The organism is Sphingopyxis fribergensis (genome assembly GCF_000803645.1).
Lineage (GTDB): Bacteria > Pseudomonadota > Alphaproteobacteria > Sphingomonadales > Sphingomonadaceae > Sphingopyxis > Sphingopyxis fribergensis.
Map to the genome: position 1 here is coordinate 2,353,537 of NZ_CP009122.1, position 15,910 is coordinate 2,369,446.

Consider the following 15,910-nt stretch of genomic DNA (forward strand, 5'->3'; position numbering starts at 1 on the left):
CGGCTACGCGCCTATGCCCGCCGATATGCCCAACGGATGAAGAAATATGCCCGGACACGGGAGCGGAGCCGATGCCGCGCCCCCGCGCGCCTAGAACCGCACCCGGAAACCCGCGCTCCCCTTCAGATTATATCCCGCGCCGAAGTCGGCGATGGCGGTATCGCCCGAAATTTCGGTATAGAGCGTGAAGCGGTCGTTGCCCCAGCTGTAGCTGCCGCCGAGCCCCAGTTCGCCCGACAGGCGGTGGTCGCGGTTCGCAATCGTCGTTGCCGACACATCGGCAACCGCGCCGTCGAGCCATTCATAGCTGAGGTTCATCACGCTATAGAGGCGCGTGCGGCGGACATCGCCCGCCGGGCCCTTCCAGCTCGTCTGGTGGTCGATCGCTATGCCCCATCGGGTCTTCAGGCTTTCGCCCTTCGCCGCCGAAACCGACGCATCGGCCGGATCGGCGAAGCGGTCGAAATCGACCTTGGCAAAGCTCATCTGGACCTGCGGCGTGACCGAGAGATTCCGCCCGATCGACGTCTGCTTGCCGAGTTCGAGGCTGAACGCCTGGCCGTCCCCCTTGTTGCCCTGTGCGAGCGAGCCGAGGATGTTCGATTCGAGGTCGCTGTCGAACCAGCTGAGCTTGGCCTGACCGTCGACGTAAAAGCCCTGCGGCCCGTACCAGGTCATCGTCGCGCCGACACCATAGCCCTGCGTGTCGATGCTGCCGTTACCGAAGATCGACGTCACGGCGCTGTCTGCCTTGCCATAATGCGCGGTCAGCCCGCCGATGAGTGCTGCACCGTCGCTGCGCTGGCTTAGCGTCGCGTCGAGCCCGAGCTGCGCCTGCCACTGGTCTACCTTGCGATCCGCGCCGCTGGTCGAGACGAGCGCGTCCGGACGCTGACGTTCGGATTCGAACCGGCCCCACAGGCCCGCGCCGGCGACCGGCGACGCGGCCCATGACCGGTTGCCGACGCGCTGTTGCAAGGTCGGCAGGCGGTTCAGCGACTGCAGCGCCCCGACATAGGCCTCATAGACCGGGACACCCGGCTGATAGAGCGGGCCTTGCGGATTACCGGCCTCATCGAGCCGCGCCGAACGCAGATACCAGTCCCCGTCCTGCGGCGTCGAGATGCCGTTCTTGTAGAGGCGATAGCCATAGGCGCCCGCGATCACCGCCTGCTGGCCGCCGAACAGATAGTCGCCGTCGAGCGCGAAATTTCCGTTCGATGCACCGGCGACGTCGACGATCTTGATCCCGTCAACCGTCTGCGCGCCGAGGCCGCCGCGATTGATCACCGCGACCCGCGTGTTCCCCGACGTCGCGCCGCTCACGATCAGACGATCGGTCGCCGATGTGTCGCCGCCAAGCGCAGCTTCGATCTCGAGAACGCCGCCATTGCCCGCATAGTCGCCCGTGACGGTCAGCGAACCGATGCCGCTGCCCGGTGCGACGATGCCCGCATTGACGATGCTGCCGACGCGGCCCGCGCCGTCGAGACGACCCGCCGAACCGACGCTCACCGCGCCGCCGAGGCTTCCCTGCACGGAAAGCGTGCCGCCGGCGACCGTCGTGCTGCCGCCAAAGCCGCTGTTGTTGCCAGTGACAAGCAAGGTGCCCGCGCCATTCTTGGCCAGCACCCCAGCGCCCGATAACAGGCCATGATAGGTGAAGACCGTATCGGCAGCGGCCGCGATCGTGCCCCCGCTCGCGACGACGATATCACGCGCGCTGGTGAGGTTGGCGCTCGTTTCGAGCGTGCCGCCATCGAGCGTCACGGCGCCGCTCGTGGCGCCGAGGTTTGCGTCGTTCGAGATGCGGATCGTACCGCCAACGATCTGGGTGCCGCCGGTGTAGCTGTTCGTACCGCCGAGGACGAGCGTTCCCGCGTCCGATTTGACGAGCTGAGCCGCACCGCTGAGCGACGAATTGATCGTCGCGGTGAAGCCCGCGCCCGCGCTGCTGCCGTCGCCGACGCGGATCGTCGCGGTCGCATCGGTCAGGGTGATGCCGCCGCCCGTGATGACATAATTGTTCGCCGCGAACTGCATCCCGGCCGCCGACACGGCGCCAAGGCCATTGTCCACGGTGACGGTACCGCCGGTGCCGCCGAAGATGGCGAAGGCGCCGTCGGTATAGCCTGCGTTCACCGCGCCATTCTCGCCGGTCCAATTGTCGTTGCCGGGGCTCGCCTGCCACACGCCACTGCCGCCGTTGACGACGCCATTATTCTTGGGCCCGGCCGCGCCATCCCAAAAATTGAGCGTCAGTCCCGCCGAATTGACGAGGTTCACTTGCCCCGCGATCGACGTCTGGACGACCGCATTCGCCCCCGTTGGCAGCGTGCCGAGCGTGACGCCATTGTTAGTCAACGTGCCCCCATAGTTGAACATCCGATAGACGCCGACGTCGAACGCGCCACCGGTCGGAACGCCGACGTTGATCACGCCGTCGAGCACCAGATTGCCGCCCACGTTGACGAGATCGTTGAGCGCGCCGCCCACGATCCCAGCCGCGCCGAACTCGAAATCGAGCTGCGTTGTCGCCGACAGTGACAAATTGCCGCCGATCGTCAGCGTTCCCGCCGAGCCCGCGCCCGGTGCGAGCGTCGCACCATTGGCCAAAGCGACATTGCCGCCGATCGTGCCGATGCCGCCCAGCGTCGCGCCGGCGAGGACATTCGTCGTCCCGGCGGCGGCAGCGTAATTGCCGTTCACGAACATCGTGCCGGCGGCGACCGTTGCACCGCCATAGGTGCCGCCGCCACCCAGAACCAGCATACCGTCGCCGCTCTTGGTAAAGCTGCCCACGCCCGACAGCGCGCCCGCAAGCGTCAGCGTCGTTCCCGCGTCGGTGCGGAAACCGCCGGTACCGATCAGGTCGACGCCGCGCGCCAAGCTGAAGCTCGCCGTCGTTCGCAGCGTCCCGCCGTCGAAGCGGATCGTCCCGCCGCCCAGATTGGCATCGGCGCCGATTTGCAGCGTACCGCCGTTGATCGACGTTCCGCCGGTGTAGCTGTTGCTGCCCGCGAGCACGAGCGTCCCCGCATCGGTCTTCACCAACCCGGCCGCGCCCGTCAGTTCGGCATCTATCGTCGCAACATAGGCTGCGCCGGCCGCGGTGCCGTCACCGACACGGATCACCGCCTGCGCGCCATCCAGCGTCAGCGCGTCGCCGGTGATGCGATAACCGCCCGTCGCGAACTGCATCCCCGAGGCGCCGACCGTGCCCAGGCTATTGTCGATCGTCACCGTTCCGGCCTCGCCCGAGAAGATGGCGAAGGCGCCGTCATCATAGCCCGCGTTGACCGCACCCGTGACGTCGGCCCAATTGTCGTTGCCGAGGCTATTTTGCCAGACGCCGTCGCCGCCGTTCACGGCATTGTCGAACTTCGGCCCAGCCGCGCCGTCCCAGAAGTTAAGCGTCGCCGATCCCTTGTTGATCAGGTTCACTTCGCCCGCGATCGACGTCTGCACCTGCGCATTGGCACCCGCGGGCATCGTCCCGAGCGCGAGGCCATTGTCGGTCAGCGCCCCCGCATAGTTGATGATACGATAGAGGCCGATATCGAACGCACCGCCCACCGGCACCGCCACGTCGAGCGTGCCGTCGAGGACGATATCCCCGCCGACGTTGACGACGTCGTTGAGCGGACCGCCGACATCGTTCGCGCGGCCGAATTCGAAGCCGAGCGTCGCGCCCGCGGCGAGTGCGAGATTGCCGTTGATCGTGAGCGTACCCGGAGCATTAGCGCCCGGAGCGAGCGTGGCGCCGCTGTTGACGAACACATTTCCGCCGATGATGCCCGACCCGCCCAGCGTCGCGCCCGCGCCAACATTGGTCGCGCCCGTCGCCGCCGACTGGTCGCCATTTACGAGCAGGGTGCCTGCACTGACGCTGGTTGTCCCGGTATAGCTGTTGCTGCCGGTAAGGATCGTGGTGCCCGAACCATTTTGGTCGACTGCACCGCCACCCGAAATCACGCCCCCGAAACTATGGGTGTCGGCGCGGCTGAAGACGAGCAGGCCGTTGTTGACAATGTTGCCCGAGATCGAGCCCGAGATGCCTCCATCGCCCAGTTGCAGCGTACCCGCCGATATCGTCGTGCCGCCCGTGAAGAGATGGTCGCCGGTTAGGATCGTCCTTCCCGAACCCATCTGCTCAAGCGAACCGCCGCCCGAAATCAGTCCGGCGAAAGTCGTATCGTCCGACCGATTGAACGCGAGCACGCCGTCGTTGACGACATCACCGGCGATCGCGCCACTGGCGGCGCCGCCGCCAATCTCCAGCCGCCCGGCGTGGATCGCCGTATCGCCGGTGTAAACATTGTTTGCCCTCAGGACGAGAGTTCCCGCGCCGTCCTTGGTCAGGCTGCCCGCGCCCGAAACGACCCCCGCGAGCGTCAGGCCCGCGTCGGTCAGGAAGGTCGCGTCGCCTGCGAGGTCCACCGCACGGTTCGAAACCATCGCGGCCGTCGTGTGCAAGGTGCCACCGCCAAACGACAGTCCGCCCGCCGCGTCGCCAAGGTTGGCGTCGGACGAAATGCGGATGGTGCCACCGTTGATCGCGGTGCCGCCGGCATAGCTGTTGGTGCCCGACAGATTGAGCGCGCCTGCATCGGTTTTCACCAGCATCGCCGTCCCCGTCAGGTCGGCGCCGATCGTCGCGGTGTAGCCCGCGCCCGCGGCGCTGCTGTCGCCGACCTGGACGAGCGCCTGCGTGCCGGTGAGCGTCAGCGTATCGCCGGTCACGACATAGCCGTCGCTAGCGAACTGCATCCCCGACGCGAGCACCGCGCCGCCACTGTTGTCGATCGTAACCGTTCCGGGCGCCGCTGCGAAGACCGCGAAACTATCCTGCGCATAATCGGCGTTGATCGTCCCGTTCGCGTCGGTCCAGTTATTCGCGCCGCCGGCGATACGCCACACGCCGTTGCCGCCGTTGAGCACGCCATCATGCTTGGGTCCGGCCGCGCCGTCCCAGAAGCTGAGCGCGAGGCCCTGCGTGTTGACGAGGTTCACCTGACCCGCGATCGCGGTCTGCACCGAAACGCCCGCGCCGCCGCCGGGGATCGCGCCCAGCGCCAGTCCGTTGTCGGTCAGCGCGCCGCCATAGTTGAACACGCGATAGATTCCGGGACCGAAGGTGCCGCCCGTCGACACCGACACGTCGATCGTCCCGTCGAGGACCAGATCGCCCCCGACATTGACGAGATCGTTGAGCGCGCCGCCTGCGACATTCGCCTGCCCGAATTCATAGGCAAGGATCGACCCGCCGGCGAGCGACAGATTGCCGTTGATCGTCAGCGTCCCCGCACTCTCGCCGGGCGCAAGTGTGGCGCCATTCTGCACATCGACGTTGCCGCCGATGATTCCATTGCCGCCAAGCGTTGCGCCCGAGAAGGCCGTCGTCAGCCCGGTCGCCGCCGACTGGTCGCCGCTGACGAGCAAAGTGCCCGCGTTGACGAGGGTGGCCCCCGCATAGCTATTGGCGCCGGTCAGCGTCAATGTGCCGAGACCGTCCTTGGTCAGCCCGCCCGCGCCAGCGAAGCGCGGCGCCATGCCGATATTGTGACCGTTGGTGTCGATGATGCCGCCGTTTGTGCCGAGCGTAATGTCGTTCGCACCGAAATCGACGAAGAACTCGCCTTCATCCTGCGTCGCGCGGAGCACGCCGCCGTCGAGCGAGAAATTGACCGTCCCCAAACCGCCACCGATCTGGCTGGTCTCGACAACACCGCGACTCCCGGTCGTGCCCGCAATGGTCACAGATCCGCTGGACCCCGCCGCGACGCCGAGCGCGACGCCGCCGTCGGCGCGGACCAGCCCCCCGTTATCGACCAAAAGCGAGCCCGTACCATCATTGCCGACGGTCATCGAGAAATCGGTGACCAGCCAGCGCGACCCGGCGCCAGTCACAACGACGCTGCCGGTGGAATTGGCCCCGATATAACCCTGATTGCTGGTGACGCTCGCGCCGTTCTCGATACGCAGGGAGCCGGTGCCAAAGCTGCCGACATTCAGCTGCTGGGTGTTGACCCATGAGGTGCCGGCCCCGGATATGATCGCGTTGCCGTTTCCGGAGGCCCCGACGATCCCGTCGTTGCTGGTCACCGTCGCGCCATTTTCGATGCGCAGCGTGCCCGCACCAGACAGGCCGACGTTGATCCGTCCGCTGTTTTCCCACAGCGAGCCTGCGCCGGTTACGAGAACCTGTCCGACGCCGTCGGTACTGGCGCCGATCTGGCCGCCGACGCTGACGACCTTGCCGCCGTCCGTGATGTTCAACGTCCCGTTGCCGTCATAGCCGACGAGCACATCGCCGTTGTTCGTCCAGGTCGAGGCGGCGCCGTTGCCGCCGACACCCGAGACATTGACGATACCCTGGCTGCCGGCGTTGGAGCCGATCCAGCCCGACTGGTTGCTGACCTGGGCGCCCGCTGTAATGTTCAACGTGCCGGTGCCGAACTCGCCGACGACGATGTCGCTTGCCCCGGTCCAGGTCGAGGCATTGCCATTGGCATCCTGGCCCGAAACATTGACGGTCCCCTGGCTGCCGACATCGTCGCCAATATAAGCGAGATCCGCGACGGTCACGATGCCGCCATCGAGGATGTTCAGCGTGCCGGTGCCGAGGCGGCCGACACGGAGCATGCCCGCGTTGGTCCAGGTCGAGGCATTGCCGCTGCCGTCGGTACCCGTGACAGTGACGATGCCCTGCTCGCCGGCCTCGCGGCCGATCATGCCGGCCGCATTTGTCAGCGTGCCGCCGTCCGCGAGCCGCAGTTCGCCGCCCCGGACGTTGGTTTCGCCCACGAAATTGTTGTCGCCCGTCAGAATGAGCGTTCCGAGGTCGGTCTTGATGACGTCGCCGATGCCGTTCAGGTTCGACGCGATCGTCGCGGTGTAATCCGCGCCGCCAATCGAGCCGTCACCGACGCGAATAATCGCCTCCGATTCAACGAGCGCGATATCGTCGCCCGCGAGGACATAGCCGTCGCTGGCGAACTGCATCCCCGATGCCGTGACCGCGCCGAGCGAGCCGTCGACGGTTACCGCGCCACCGACACCCGAAAAGACCGCGAAGGCCGCGTCGGTGAACGGGGCATTCGCCGACCCGTCGAACTCGGTCCAGTTGTCATTGCCGCCTGCCGCCTGCCACAGGCCGTCGCCGCCCGTAATCGTCCCGTCGTTCTTGCCCCCGTTTACGCCGTCCCAGAAGCGCATGGTGAGGCCGGTGGTGTTCACCAGATTGACCTGGTTCGCGACCGAGGTCTGCACGAAATAGCCCGCATTGACCGTCAACCCGTTGTCGGTCAGCGTCCCGCCATAGTTGATGACGCGATAGACGCCCGGATCGAAGCTGCCGCCGGGAGGAACCGAAACATTGAGCGCGCCGTCGAGCGTCAGGTCGCCACCGACCTCGATCAAGTCGTTAAACGCACCGCCGACGACATTCGCCTGGCCGAAATCGACGTTGAGCGTTGCGGCCGCCGCGAGGGTCAGATTGCCAGCGATGGTCAACCTGCCCGGAATCCCGCCGACATCGCCCGGATTAAGGTTACCGTCGAGGATGTCGACATTGCCGCCCAGCGTGCCGGTGCCGCCGAGTGTGCCGCCGGTCGCCACACTGACGCTGCTCGCCCCGCCGCCGAGAATGCCGTCGACGAGCAGCGTGCCGCCCGCGACCGACGTCGTGCCGGTAAAGGCCGAGCTGTCACCGGTCAGGCGCGTGGAGCCGGCCGCATGATTGATCGAACCCGCGCCCGACATGCTGTTGGCGAAGAGATAGTCGGGGCCGGTGTGGTTGAAGTTCAGCGCGCCCGCGCCGAGGCCGAATATGATGTTGCCGTCGATGAAGCCGGCTGCCGCAGCGGCACCGCCCTCGACACCGCCGATATTCACGGTGCCGGTCGAACCGGCTTGGGCCGCAATCTGGAGGCCTGAGCCGGCGATCGCACGGCCGTTGTCGGCAACCGTCAGGACGGCAGTGCCAGTCCCGCTACCGATAATCAGGTCACCGGTCGTGGCGAAGCTGGAGCCCGTGCCCGACACCGTCAGGTTGGCGGTCCCTGGTGCCGCCCCGAGGGTCGCGGACGCAAAGCTTGCCACGCCGCCCTGATCGACCGCGAAACTGCCGGCGGTCATCAGCAGCGCGCCGGCGCTCGTCCAGTTGGAGTCGGCACCGGTGATCGCCACGGCAAGCGGGATTGTGTTGCTGGTCGCGGTGCCGATCTGGCTGTCGCCGCCGGTGCGCAGCGTTCCGCCCGCGCCGATCATCAGGCTGAAGGGGCCGTTGAAGACCGTGCTCCCCCGGATCCCGCCCGACACATCGGCCAGCGAGTTCGCGCCCGTGATGTTGATCTGTGTAGAGACGGGAGACACAGCGCGCACCGCTACGTCGCCTGCCGTGACCCGGAGCGTGCCGCCATTGGTGACATTCATGATGACCGAGCCCGTGCCGGCGAGATTTGCGCTGCCGATGGCGGTGGTGCTGAAGACCGAGTTCGCACCGTCAATGCTCAGCGTCGAGCGGCCCAAGCTCGTGCTGCCCCCGGACGTTACCCTTGCCCCGCCGACGATGCGAAGCTCGCCGCCCGAGCCGTTGATGAGCGTGCCACCGCCATAATTGCTGTCGCCGGTCAGCGTGGTCACGCCGGTGCTGGTTACCCATAGAGTGCCGGTGCCAGTAATCGAGCCGGCATAGGTATAGGCGTTCGAGCGATTGAAGGTGAGGCGGGCATTGTTGACCACGTCGCCCACGATCGAACCGGTCGTGCCGTCAAGGCCGCCAATCTGCAGCGCACCCGCCTCGATCCTCGTGCCGCCGGTATAGCTGTTCTCGCCAGCGAGCGCGAGCGAACCGTCGCCGAGTTTCGTAAATCCGCCGCTCCCTGTCATGGCATTGAGGACGCCGTTCGACGTTGCGGCATTTGCAATGTCGATTGCACCGCCGTTCGCGCCCAGAATGTAGGCGTGCGCGTTGACCGAGTTAGCGCCCGTCATCCGTAAGGTGCCGCCGTCGAGCGTGATCGCGCTACCAGCATCGCCGAGGAAGCTGTCATTCTCGACCGAAATGACGCCGCCCTCGATCCGCGTGCCGCCGGTGTAGCTGTTGGACCCCGTCAGTACGAGCGTGCCGGCATCGGTCTTTACCAGCTGGGACGCACCGGTGAGATCGGCGCTGATCGTCGCGGTGAAGCCTGCACCCGCCGCGGTGCCGTCGCCGACGCGAATGATCGATTCGGGGCCGACCAGCGTCAGCGGCGCGCCATCGATCAGATAACCGTCGGTCGCGAACTGCATTCCCGTCGCCGTGACCGCGCCGCCGCTGTTGTCGACCGTGACGGTGCCCGGCATGCCCGCGAAGATGGCGAAGGTGCCATCGGCATAGGCCGCGTTGACCGCGCCGTCGGCGCCGGTCCAGTTGTTGTCGGCGCCGCCGAGATGCCAGCTGCCATCGCCGCCGTTGACCATATCGTCGAATTTGGGTCCGGCGCCGCCGTCCCAGAAGCTGAGTGCAAGGCCCTCGCTGTTGATCAGGTTGACCTGTCCCGCGACCGAGGTCTGGACCGTGACATTGCTCCCGGCCGGCATCGATCCCAGCGCGAGCCCATTGTCGGTGAGCGTCCCGTTATAGTTGAAGACGCGGTAGATGCCGCCGCCGAAATAACCGCCACTCGACCCCGTGACGTTGATTGTCCCATCAAGTGTCAGATTGCCGCCGACGTTGACCAGATCGTTAAGCGCGCCGCCCGCGACGCCGGCTTCGCCGAATTCGAAGTTCAGGATCGAACCGCCCGCGAGCGTCAGGTCGCCATCGATATTGAGCGTGCCGGGGCTGTTGCCGGGTGCGAGGATGCCGCCGTCAAGCACATTGACGCTGCCGCCGATCGTCCCGCTGCCCGCAAGCGTTGCGCCCGACGCCACCGTTACAAGGCCCGTCGCCGCGGATTGGTCGCCATTGATGCGCAGCGTGCCCGCGTTGACATTGGTCGCGCCAGCATAGCTGTTGTTGCCGCTCAGCGTCAAAATGCCCGTGCCGGACTTGGTGAGGCCGCCCGCGCCCGAAATCAGGCCGCTCAGCGCGAAGGTCGTACCGGCATCGGTCAGGATGGTGCCCGCGCCGGTCAGGCTGGTGCTGCGCGCGCTCGAAAAGGATGCGGTCGTCCGCAGCGTGCCGCCGGAGAAAATGAGACCGCCCGCCGCGTCGCCGAGGTTCGCGTCGGCCGACACCTGCAAATTACCCCCCAGGATCGACGTCCCGCCGGCATAGCTGTTGACGCCCGAAAGCACCGTCGTGCCACCACCGATCTGCCGCACGGCGCCGCTGCCCGATATGATTCCGCCGAAGTTGACGAGGTCGGAACGGTTGAACACCAGCACGCCATTGTTGACGACGTCGCCGACGATGCTGCCCGTCGCCCCGCCATTGCCGAGCTGAAGCGTGCCCGCCTCGATCGTCGTGCCGCCGGTGTAGATATTGGTGCCGGTGAGGACAGTCGTCCCCGTCCCCGCCTGTCGCAGCGAGCCGGTGCCGACGATCTGGCCGCCATAGGACAATAGGTCGCCGCGGTTGAAACCGAGCGTGCCGAAATTGTTGACGAGGGCACTCGCGATCGAACCCGTCGTGCCGCCACCCCCGACGAACAACGTGCCGCCGTTGATATTGGTCGATCCGGTATAGCTGTGGTTGCCGGTCAGCACCCACGTGCCGCTGTCGTTCTTCGCGAGCGTGGTGACGCCTGTCCCCGCGTTGCCGATCGCGCCCGCGAGCGTGTTGTTGCCCGTGTTGGTGCCCCCAAGCGCGATCGTGCGCGCCTGATTGTTGCCCGCCAGCGTCACCGGTCCCGTGTCGGTAAAGACGATCGCGCCCGTCCCCGACGATTCGATGAAGGTCACGCCCTGCGACAGGGTGAAGAGGCGGTTGGTCGTGTCGCCGCTGCCGGTGTAGCGCAGCGTCGAGCCATTGCCGATGACGAGGTTCGAAGCGGCGGCCGTCGAGGCGCCGATACTGCTTGCGACACCGCCGTCGGAGAGCTTGTCGACCGCGAGCACGCCGCCGTTGATTGTCGTCACGCCGGTGTAGGTGCTGCCCGAATTGGTCAGCACCCAAGTGCCCGCGTCATTCTTGGCAAGGCGGGTGACGCCGGTGCCGTTGTTCGTGATCTGTGCACCGAAAAGATTGTTGCCCGTGTTGGTTCCGCCGAGCGTCAGCGTCTGAGCGGTGTTCGCGCTCGCAAAGGTCAACGGTCCCGCGTGCGTGAAGGCGATCGCGCCGGTGCCCGATGCATCGAGCTTGCTGGTCGCCGAGGCGCCGAGCGTGAACTGGCGGTTCGTGCTGCCGCCTGTGCCGATATATTGCAGCGTTCCCCCGCTCAGTACGAGGTTGCTCGCCGCCGACGAGGACGAACCGATCGAACTGTTCGCACCGCCGTCTTCGAGACAGGTAACCGCGAGCGTCCCCTGATTGATGACGGTGGTCCCGGTATAGCTGCTGGAACAGCCGGAGAGCTGCTGGATGCTGCCGCCATTCTTTATCAAACCACCGGCACCGCTGATCGCTCCGCCGAAATTGGCTGCGACAAGGCTGCCGCCGAGATTGATCGTGAGCGTCGCTCCGCCAAGAGCGATATTGCCGCCCAGCGTGCCGCCGCCCGCGAGGGCGGCAACGCTGTTGCTGTATCCGTCGAGGTTGAACAGGACGCCCGCGGTATTGTCGAGCGACAGCCAGCCGCTGCCGAGCGCCGTTGTCGAGCCGGCGCGTAGCGTACCATTTACAACGCGCACATTGCCGGTCGAATTATTCACGCCGGACAGGAGCAGCGTTCCGGCACCGTCCTTGAAGAATAATCCGCCGCCGGTAACCGCGCCGGAAAATTCCAGCGTTGTCCCCGCATCGACGACATTGAGGACGCCATTTCCGAGGAGCGTAAAGCCGCGGTCGGTCGAGGCGCTGGCGCCGGTATAGGCGAGCGTCCCGCCCGCAAAGGCGAGGTTCGATGCGGAAGCCGACGATGCGCCGATCGCGCTCGCTTGCCCGCCGTTCGCGATGCAGTCTATTGCGAGCCCGCCGCTGATCGTCGTGACGCCGGTATAGTCGTTATCGCAGCCGCTGATCGTCTGTGTATAGCTGCCTGCACCGCGGGTGAAGCCTCCGGTGCCGGTGATCCGCCCCGTAAAGACTCCTGGGCCGCCAGCGGTGGTCAGCGTTCGGCCGCCAAGGTCGACGAGGCCGCCGCCGATGATCGCTGCGACATTGATATCATAACCGCCGAGATCGAGCGTCGCGCCCGTGTTGACGGTCATATAGCGCCCGCCCGGGCCAAAGGCGCGCGCCGACCCTGCACGCAATGTCCCCGCGGTAACTAAGGTTTCGCCAGCATAGCTGTTCGTACCGCTGAGAACGAGTGTACCGGCCCCGTCTTTGACGAAGTGCCCGGCTCCCGTCGCCACGCCGCTGATCGTCAGCGTCGTTCCCGCCTGCGCGACGTCGATCCGGCCATTTCCGCCCGCCAGCGTGAAGCCGCGGTCGGTCGCGACGTTACCGCCGGTATAGCGCAGCCGGCCGTCGGTGGTGAGTATGATGTTCGCAGCGTCATTGCTTGCAGCCCCGAGACCGCTCGCGGTGCCCCCGTCGGCCAGGGTGTTCACGGCGAGCGTGCCGCCAGCGACTGTCGTTACGCCGACATAATCATTTGCGGCGTTGGCGAGCGTCAGCGTACCTGCACCTACCTTGGTAAAGCTGGCATCGTCGGCGCTCGTCACGAGGCCGGAGAAGGTCAGGTCGGTTCCCGCCTGCGTCACGTCGATCGTACGCGAGATCCCGCCATTGACCAGCGTGAAACCGCGATCGCTGCTGGCGGTGCCGCCCGTATATTGCAGCGTCCCGCCCTCGATCACGAGGTTGCCCGATGCCGCCGACGACGAACCGATGCTCGACGCAACGCCGCCGTTCGCGATGCTCGAGACCTGCAGGATGCCGTCGGTCAGCGTCGTCGTGCCGGTGTAGCTGTTCGTTCCCGACAGCGCGACGCGGCCGGCTCCCCCCTTCGCGAAGGAGGTTACGCCGCCACCGTCGACGATCGCCGATGCGATCGTGAAAATGCCGCCGCCATTATGCTGGATGCCGAGCGCCCCGCCCGCGACACCGCTGGTGAGCTGACCGCCGGTGATCGTCTGGTTCGCCGTGCCGACACTGGGCGCGATAATGACCGTGCCGTCCACGCCCAGCGTATTGCCCGCACCAACGGTGACCGTCGATCCCGCGGCAGCTGAATATCGCAGACCCGCAAGGTAAACATTGCCCCCGACCGTTCCCAAATAGGGCGAGTTAGCTGCCCCGGCACTGTCGCTGATGATTTCGCCGGTCGCCCAAGTGCCGGCATTATCCTTGTCCGTGTAATCGACCGCGTCGAACGCGACGACATTGCCGCCAACGACCTTGGCATAATCGGATCCGTTGACGGTCGCCCAACCGCCCAGCACCCCATCAAGATTCGACGTCGTGATCGCACCCGCGCCGGGAAGCACGAAATTGACCAGCCCGCCCGTCCGATTGATCGCGCCGAGATTGAGGTTCACCGCGCCGCCCGCGCCGCTGATACCGCGCAGCGTGTTGCTGCCTGCACTGACGGTCAGACCGTTGAACGTCTGGCTGTTGACCTCGCCCGCCGCGCCAAACACGTCGAGTGCGCCGCCCGACAACACCAGATGCGATGCCGACGACAGGATGTTCGATACAGGGCCCGCCGCACCTGCGAAGTCGAGCGCAAGCCTGCCCCCAGCGACCGTCGTCGTCCCGACATAGCTGTTCGCGCCGGTCAGTGTGAGCGTGCCGGCGCCCGCCTTTATAAGCGCGCCGCTGCCCGCGATCTCGCCTCCGAAGCTCTGCGCCGTCGCGGCATTGACCGTCAGCGTTGCACCGCTGAGCGCGACCGTACCGCCATTGCCGGTAAGAGAGGGCGCGACGAGATCGAAACCGCCGAGGTCGAGCATCCCGCCGTTCACGACAAAGCCCGTCGCGTTGCCGAATGCGCCGGCAATTTCAGCACGTAGCGTACCATTATTTACCGTTACGGTACCGCGCTGGGCATTCGCCCCGCGCAGAACCCAGGTTCCCGCACTATCCGCGACGATATTGCCGTTACCCGACATGACGCCCTCGAAGATATTGGTTCCGGCATAGCTGCCGCCGAAAGTCAGCGTATCGGGATTCGGAGTCCCGGCGTTGAACGCGATCGCGCCCGAAAGCGTGAGCGCGCCCGTGCCGTCGTTGCGGATCGCATTGGTCGCGCCATTGACCAGCCACTCGCGGTTGCTCGCGTCACCCGTGCCGATATAGCTGAGCGTTCCGTTGCTGAGCGCGATCGTCGTCCCCGCGCCGAGCGAACTCGCAGCCCCGATGTCGGCAAGCTTTCCGACACGGATTTCGCCGGCGAGCGCCGCCTGTTCGGTAAAAATATTTGCGTTACCGAGCAGAACGTGGCGGCCAGCCGCGGCATTGAAACCGAACGCGCCGCCGCTCAACACGCCGAGCAAGCGGATGTCCGCCGTGTCAGCGTAAAATGTCCCGGCGGTCGAAATATCGACGTCACCGGTGATTTCGAGTGTACCCGTGCCTTGATTGCGGATCAGGGCGGCATTGCCGTTGATATCCCAATTGCGGTTCGAACTGTCGCCATCGCCAATGTAGAAGATGGTGTCGCTATACTGGCTCTGCTGGTTGAAGACGATCGTACCGTCGGCCACCGTCACCGGCGCGCCGAGCGAACTCGCCTCGCCAAGGTTGCCGATCGACGTGAATCGCGCCGAGCAGGTTCCGTTGCAGCCTTGGAAGACGGTGCGACCAGTATAGTCGCTAAGGTTGTTGCTCATCGTGATGCCGCTCGCCGCAAGCTGCACCGACCCGTTGCCTCTTATTTGGGCAGCGCCTGCCCCGGTTCCTTCGAGGATCAGATTGCCACCGTTGCCGATCGTGACCGTTCGCGAGGTGCCCGCACCGCCGATCGACAACCGGACGTTCGAGGCAGCCGCCGTGAATATGTTATTCCCCGCCGCCCCGAGCGCGCTATCGGCGGTCGCATAAAGGCTGCCCGCGTTGATGTTGATATCCCCGGCGAAGCTGTTCGCGCCGCTCAGCACCAGCGCGCCGCCGCCCGCCTTGATCAGCCCGTTGGACCCCGCCAGAACCGAATTGATCGTGGTTGTTCCGGTCCCCGTCGTAATCGTCGAATTGGCCGCGCCCAATGTAATGGTGCCGCCGTTCAGGACATAACCCGCCGAACTGAAAGTGATATTGCCGACCGTTACCGGCGCGCCCACCGTCACCGTTCCCGCGGTTCCGCCAAAGATTGCATTGTCGAGATCGTCATTGTTCCACGGCTCGACAAAGGGACCGCTCACCCCGTCGCCATTGGGGCTCCAGTTGAGGTTGGCAAGGTTCCATGTGCCGGGGCCGCCAGATCCGACCGCGGTGCCGTTGGCATCCCAATATCGATCCTCAGCACGCGCGGACAGCGGGGCGCACGCCAGCACGGCCGCGAGCGAGGCTCCGCACAACAGGCGGCGCGACAACGGCTGGACCTTGCGGATGGAGGGCGCAGGTTGGCTGTCGATTGTCATGATTTTTCCTTCGGGCACGATTCGGGGTTCGTGAGCGGATCACGGGGGAGGATGTGTCTGATGATGAGGGACCGTTTGAGGCAGGACGAAACGAGGGCGATGTCGGGCGCAAAGAGGACAGAAAGAAACGCGTCATCCCCGATCATACGGCCCCCGGTGGCTGTGGCACGGCCCGCAAAACGAGCCTCGCCTTCCCATTGCTGTGCCAGCGCTCGCAAGACGAACGCCCGCACATCTCTTCCCACCACCGACCTTCCGCCGCCGAAGCGGGTCCTTGCGGAAGATCAGGCCAAGC

At 65.9% G+C, this 15,910-nt stretch carries 1 protein-coding gene; it reads right to left on the reverse strand.

Features of this window, described 5'->3' with window-relative positions; translation table 11 throughout:
• Positions 1-90: 90 nt before the first annotated feature.
• Positions 91-15,615, reverse strand: coding sequence for an autotransporter-associated beta strand repeat-containing protein (locus tag SKP52_RS26090; protein WP_052208116.1), 15,525 nt, complete (start codon positions 15,613-15,615; stop codon positions 91-93).
• Positions 15,616-15,910 lie beyond the last annotated feature (295 nt).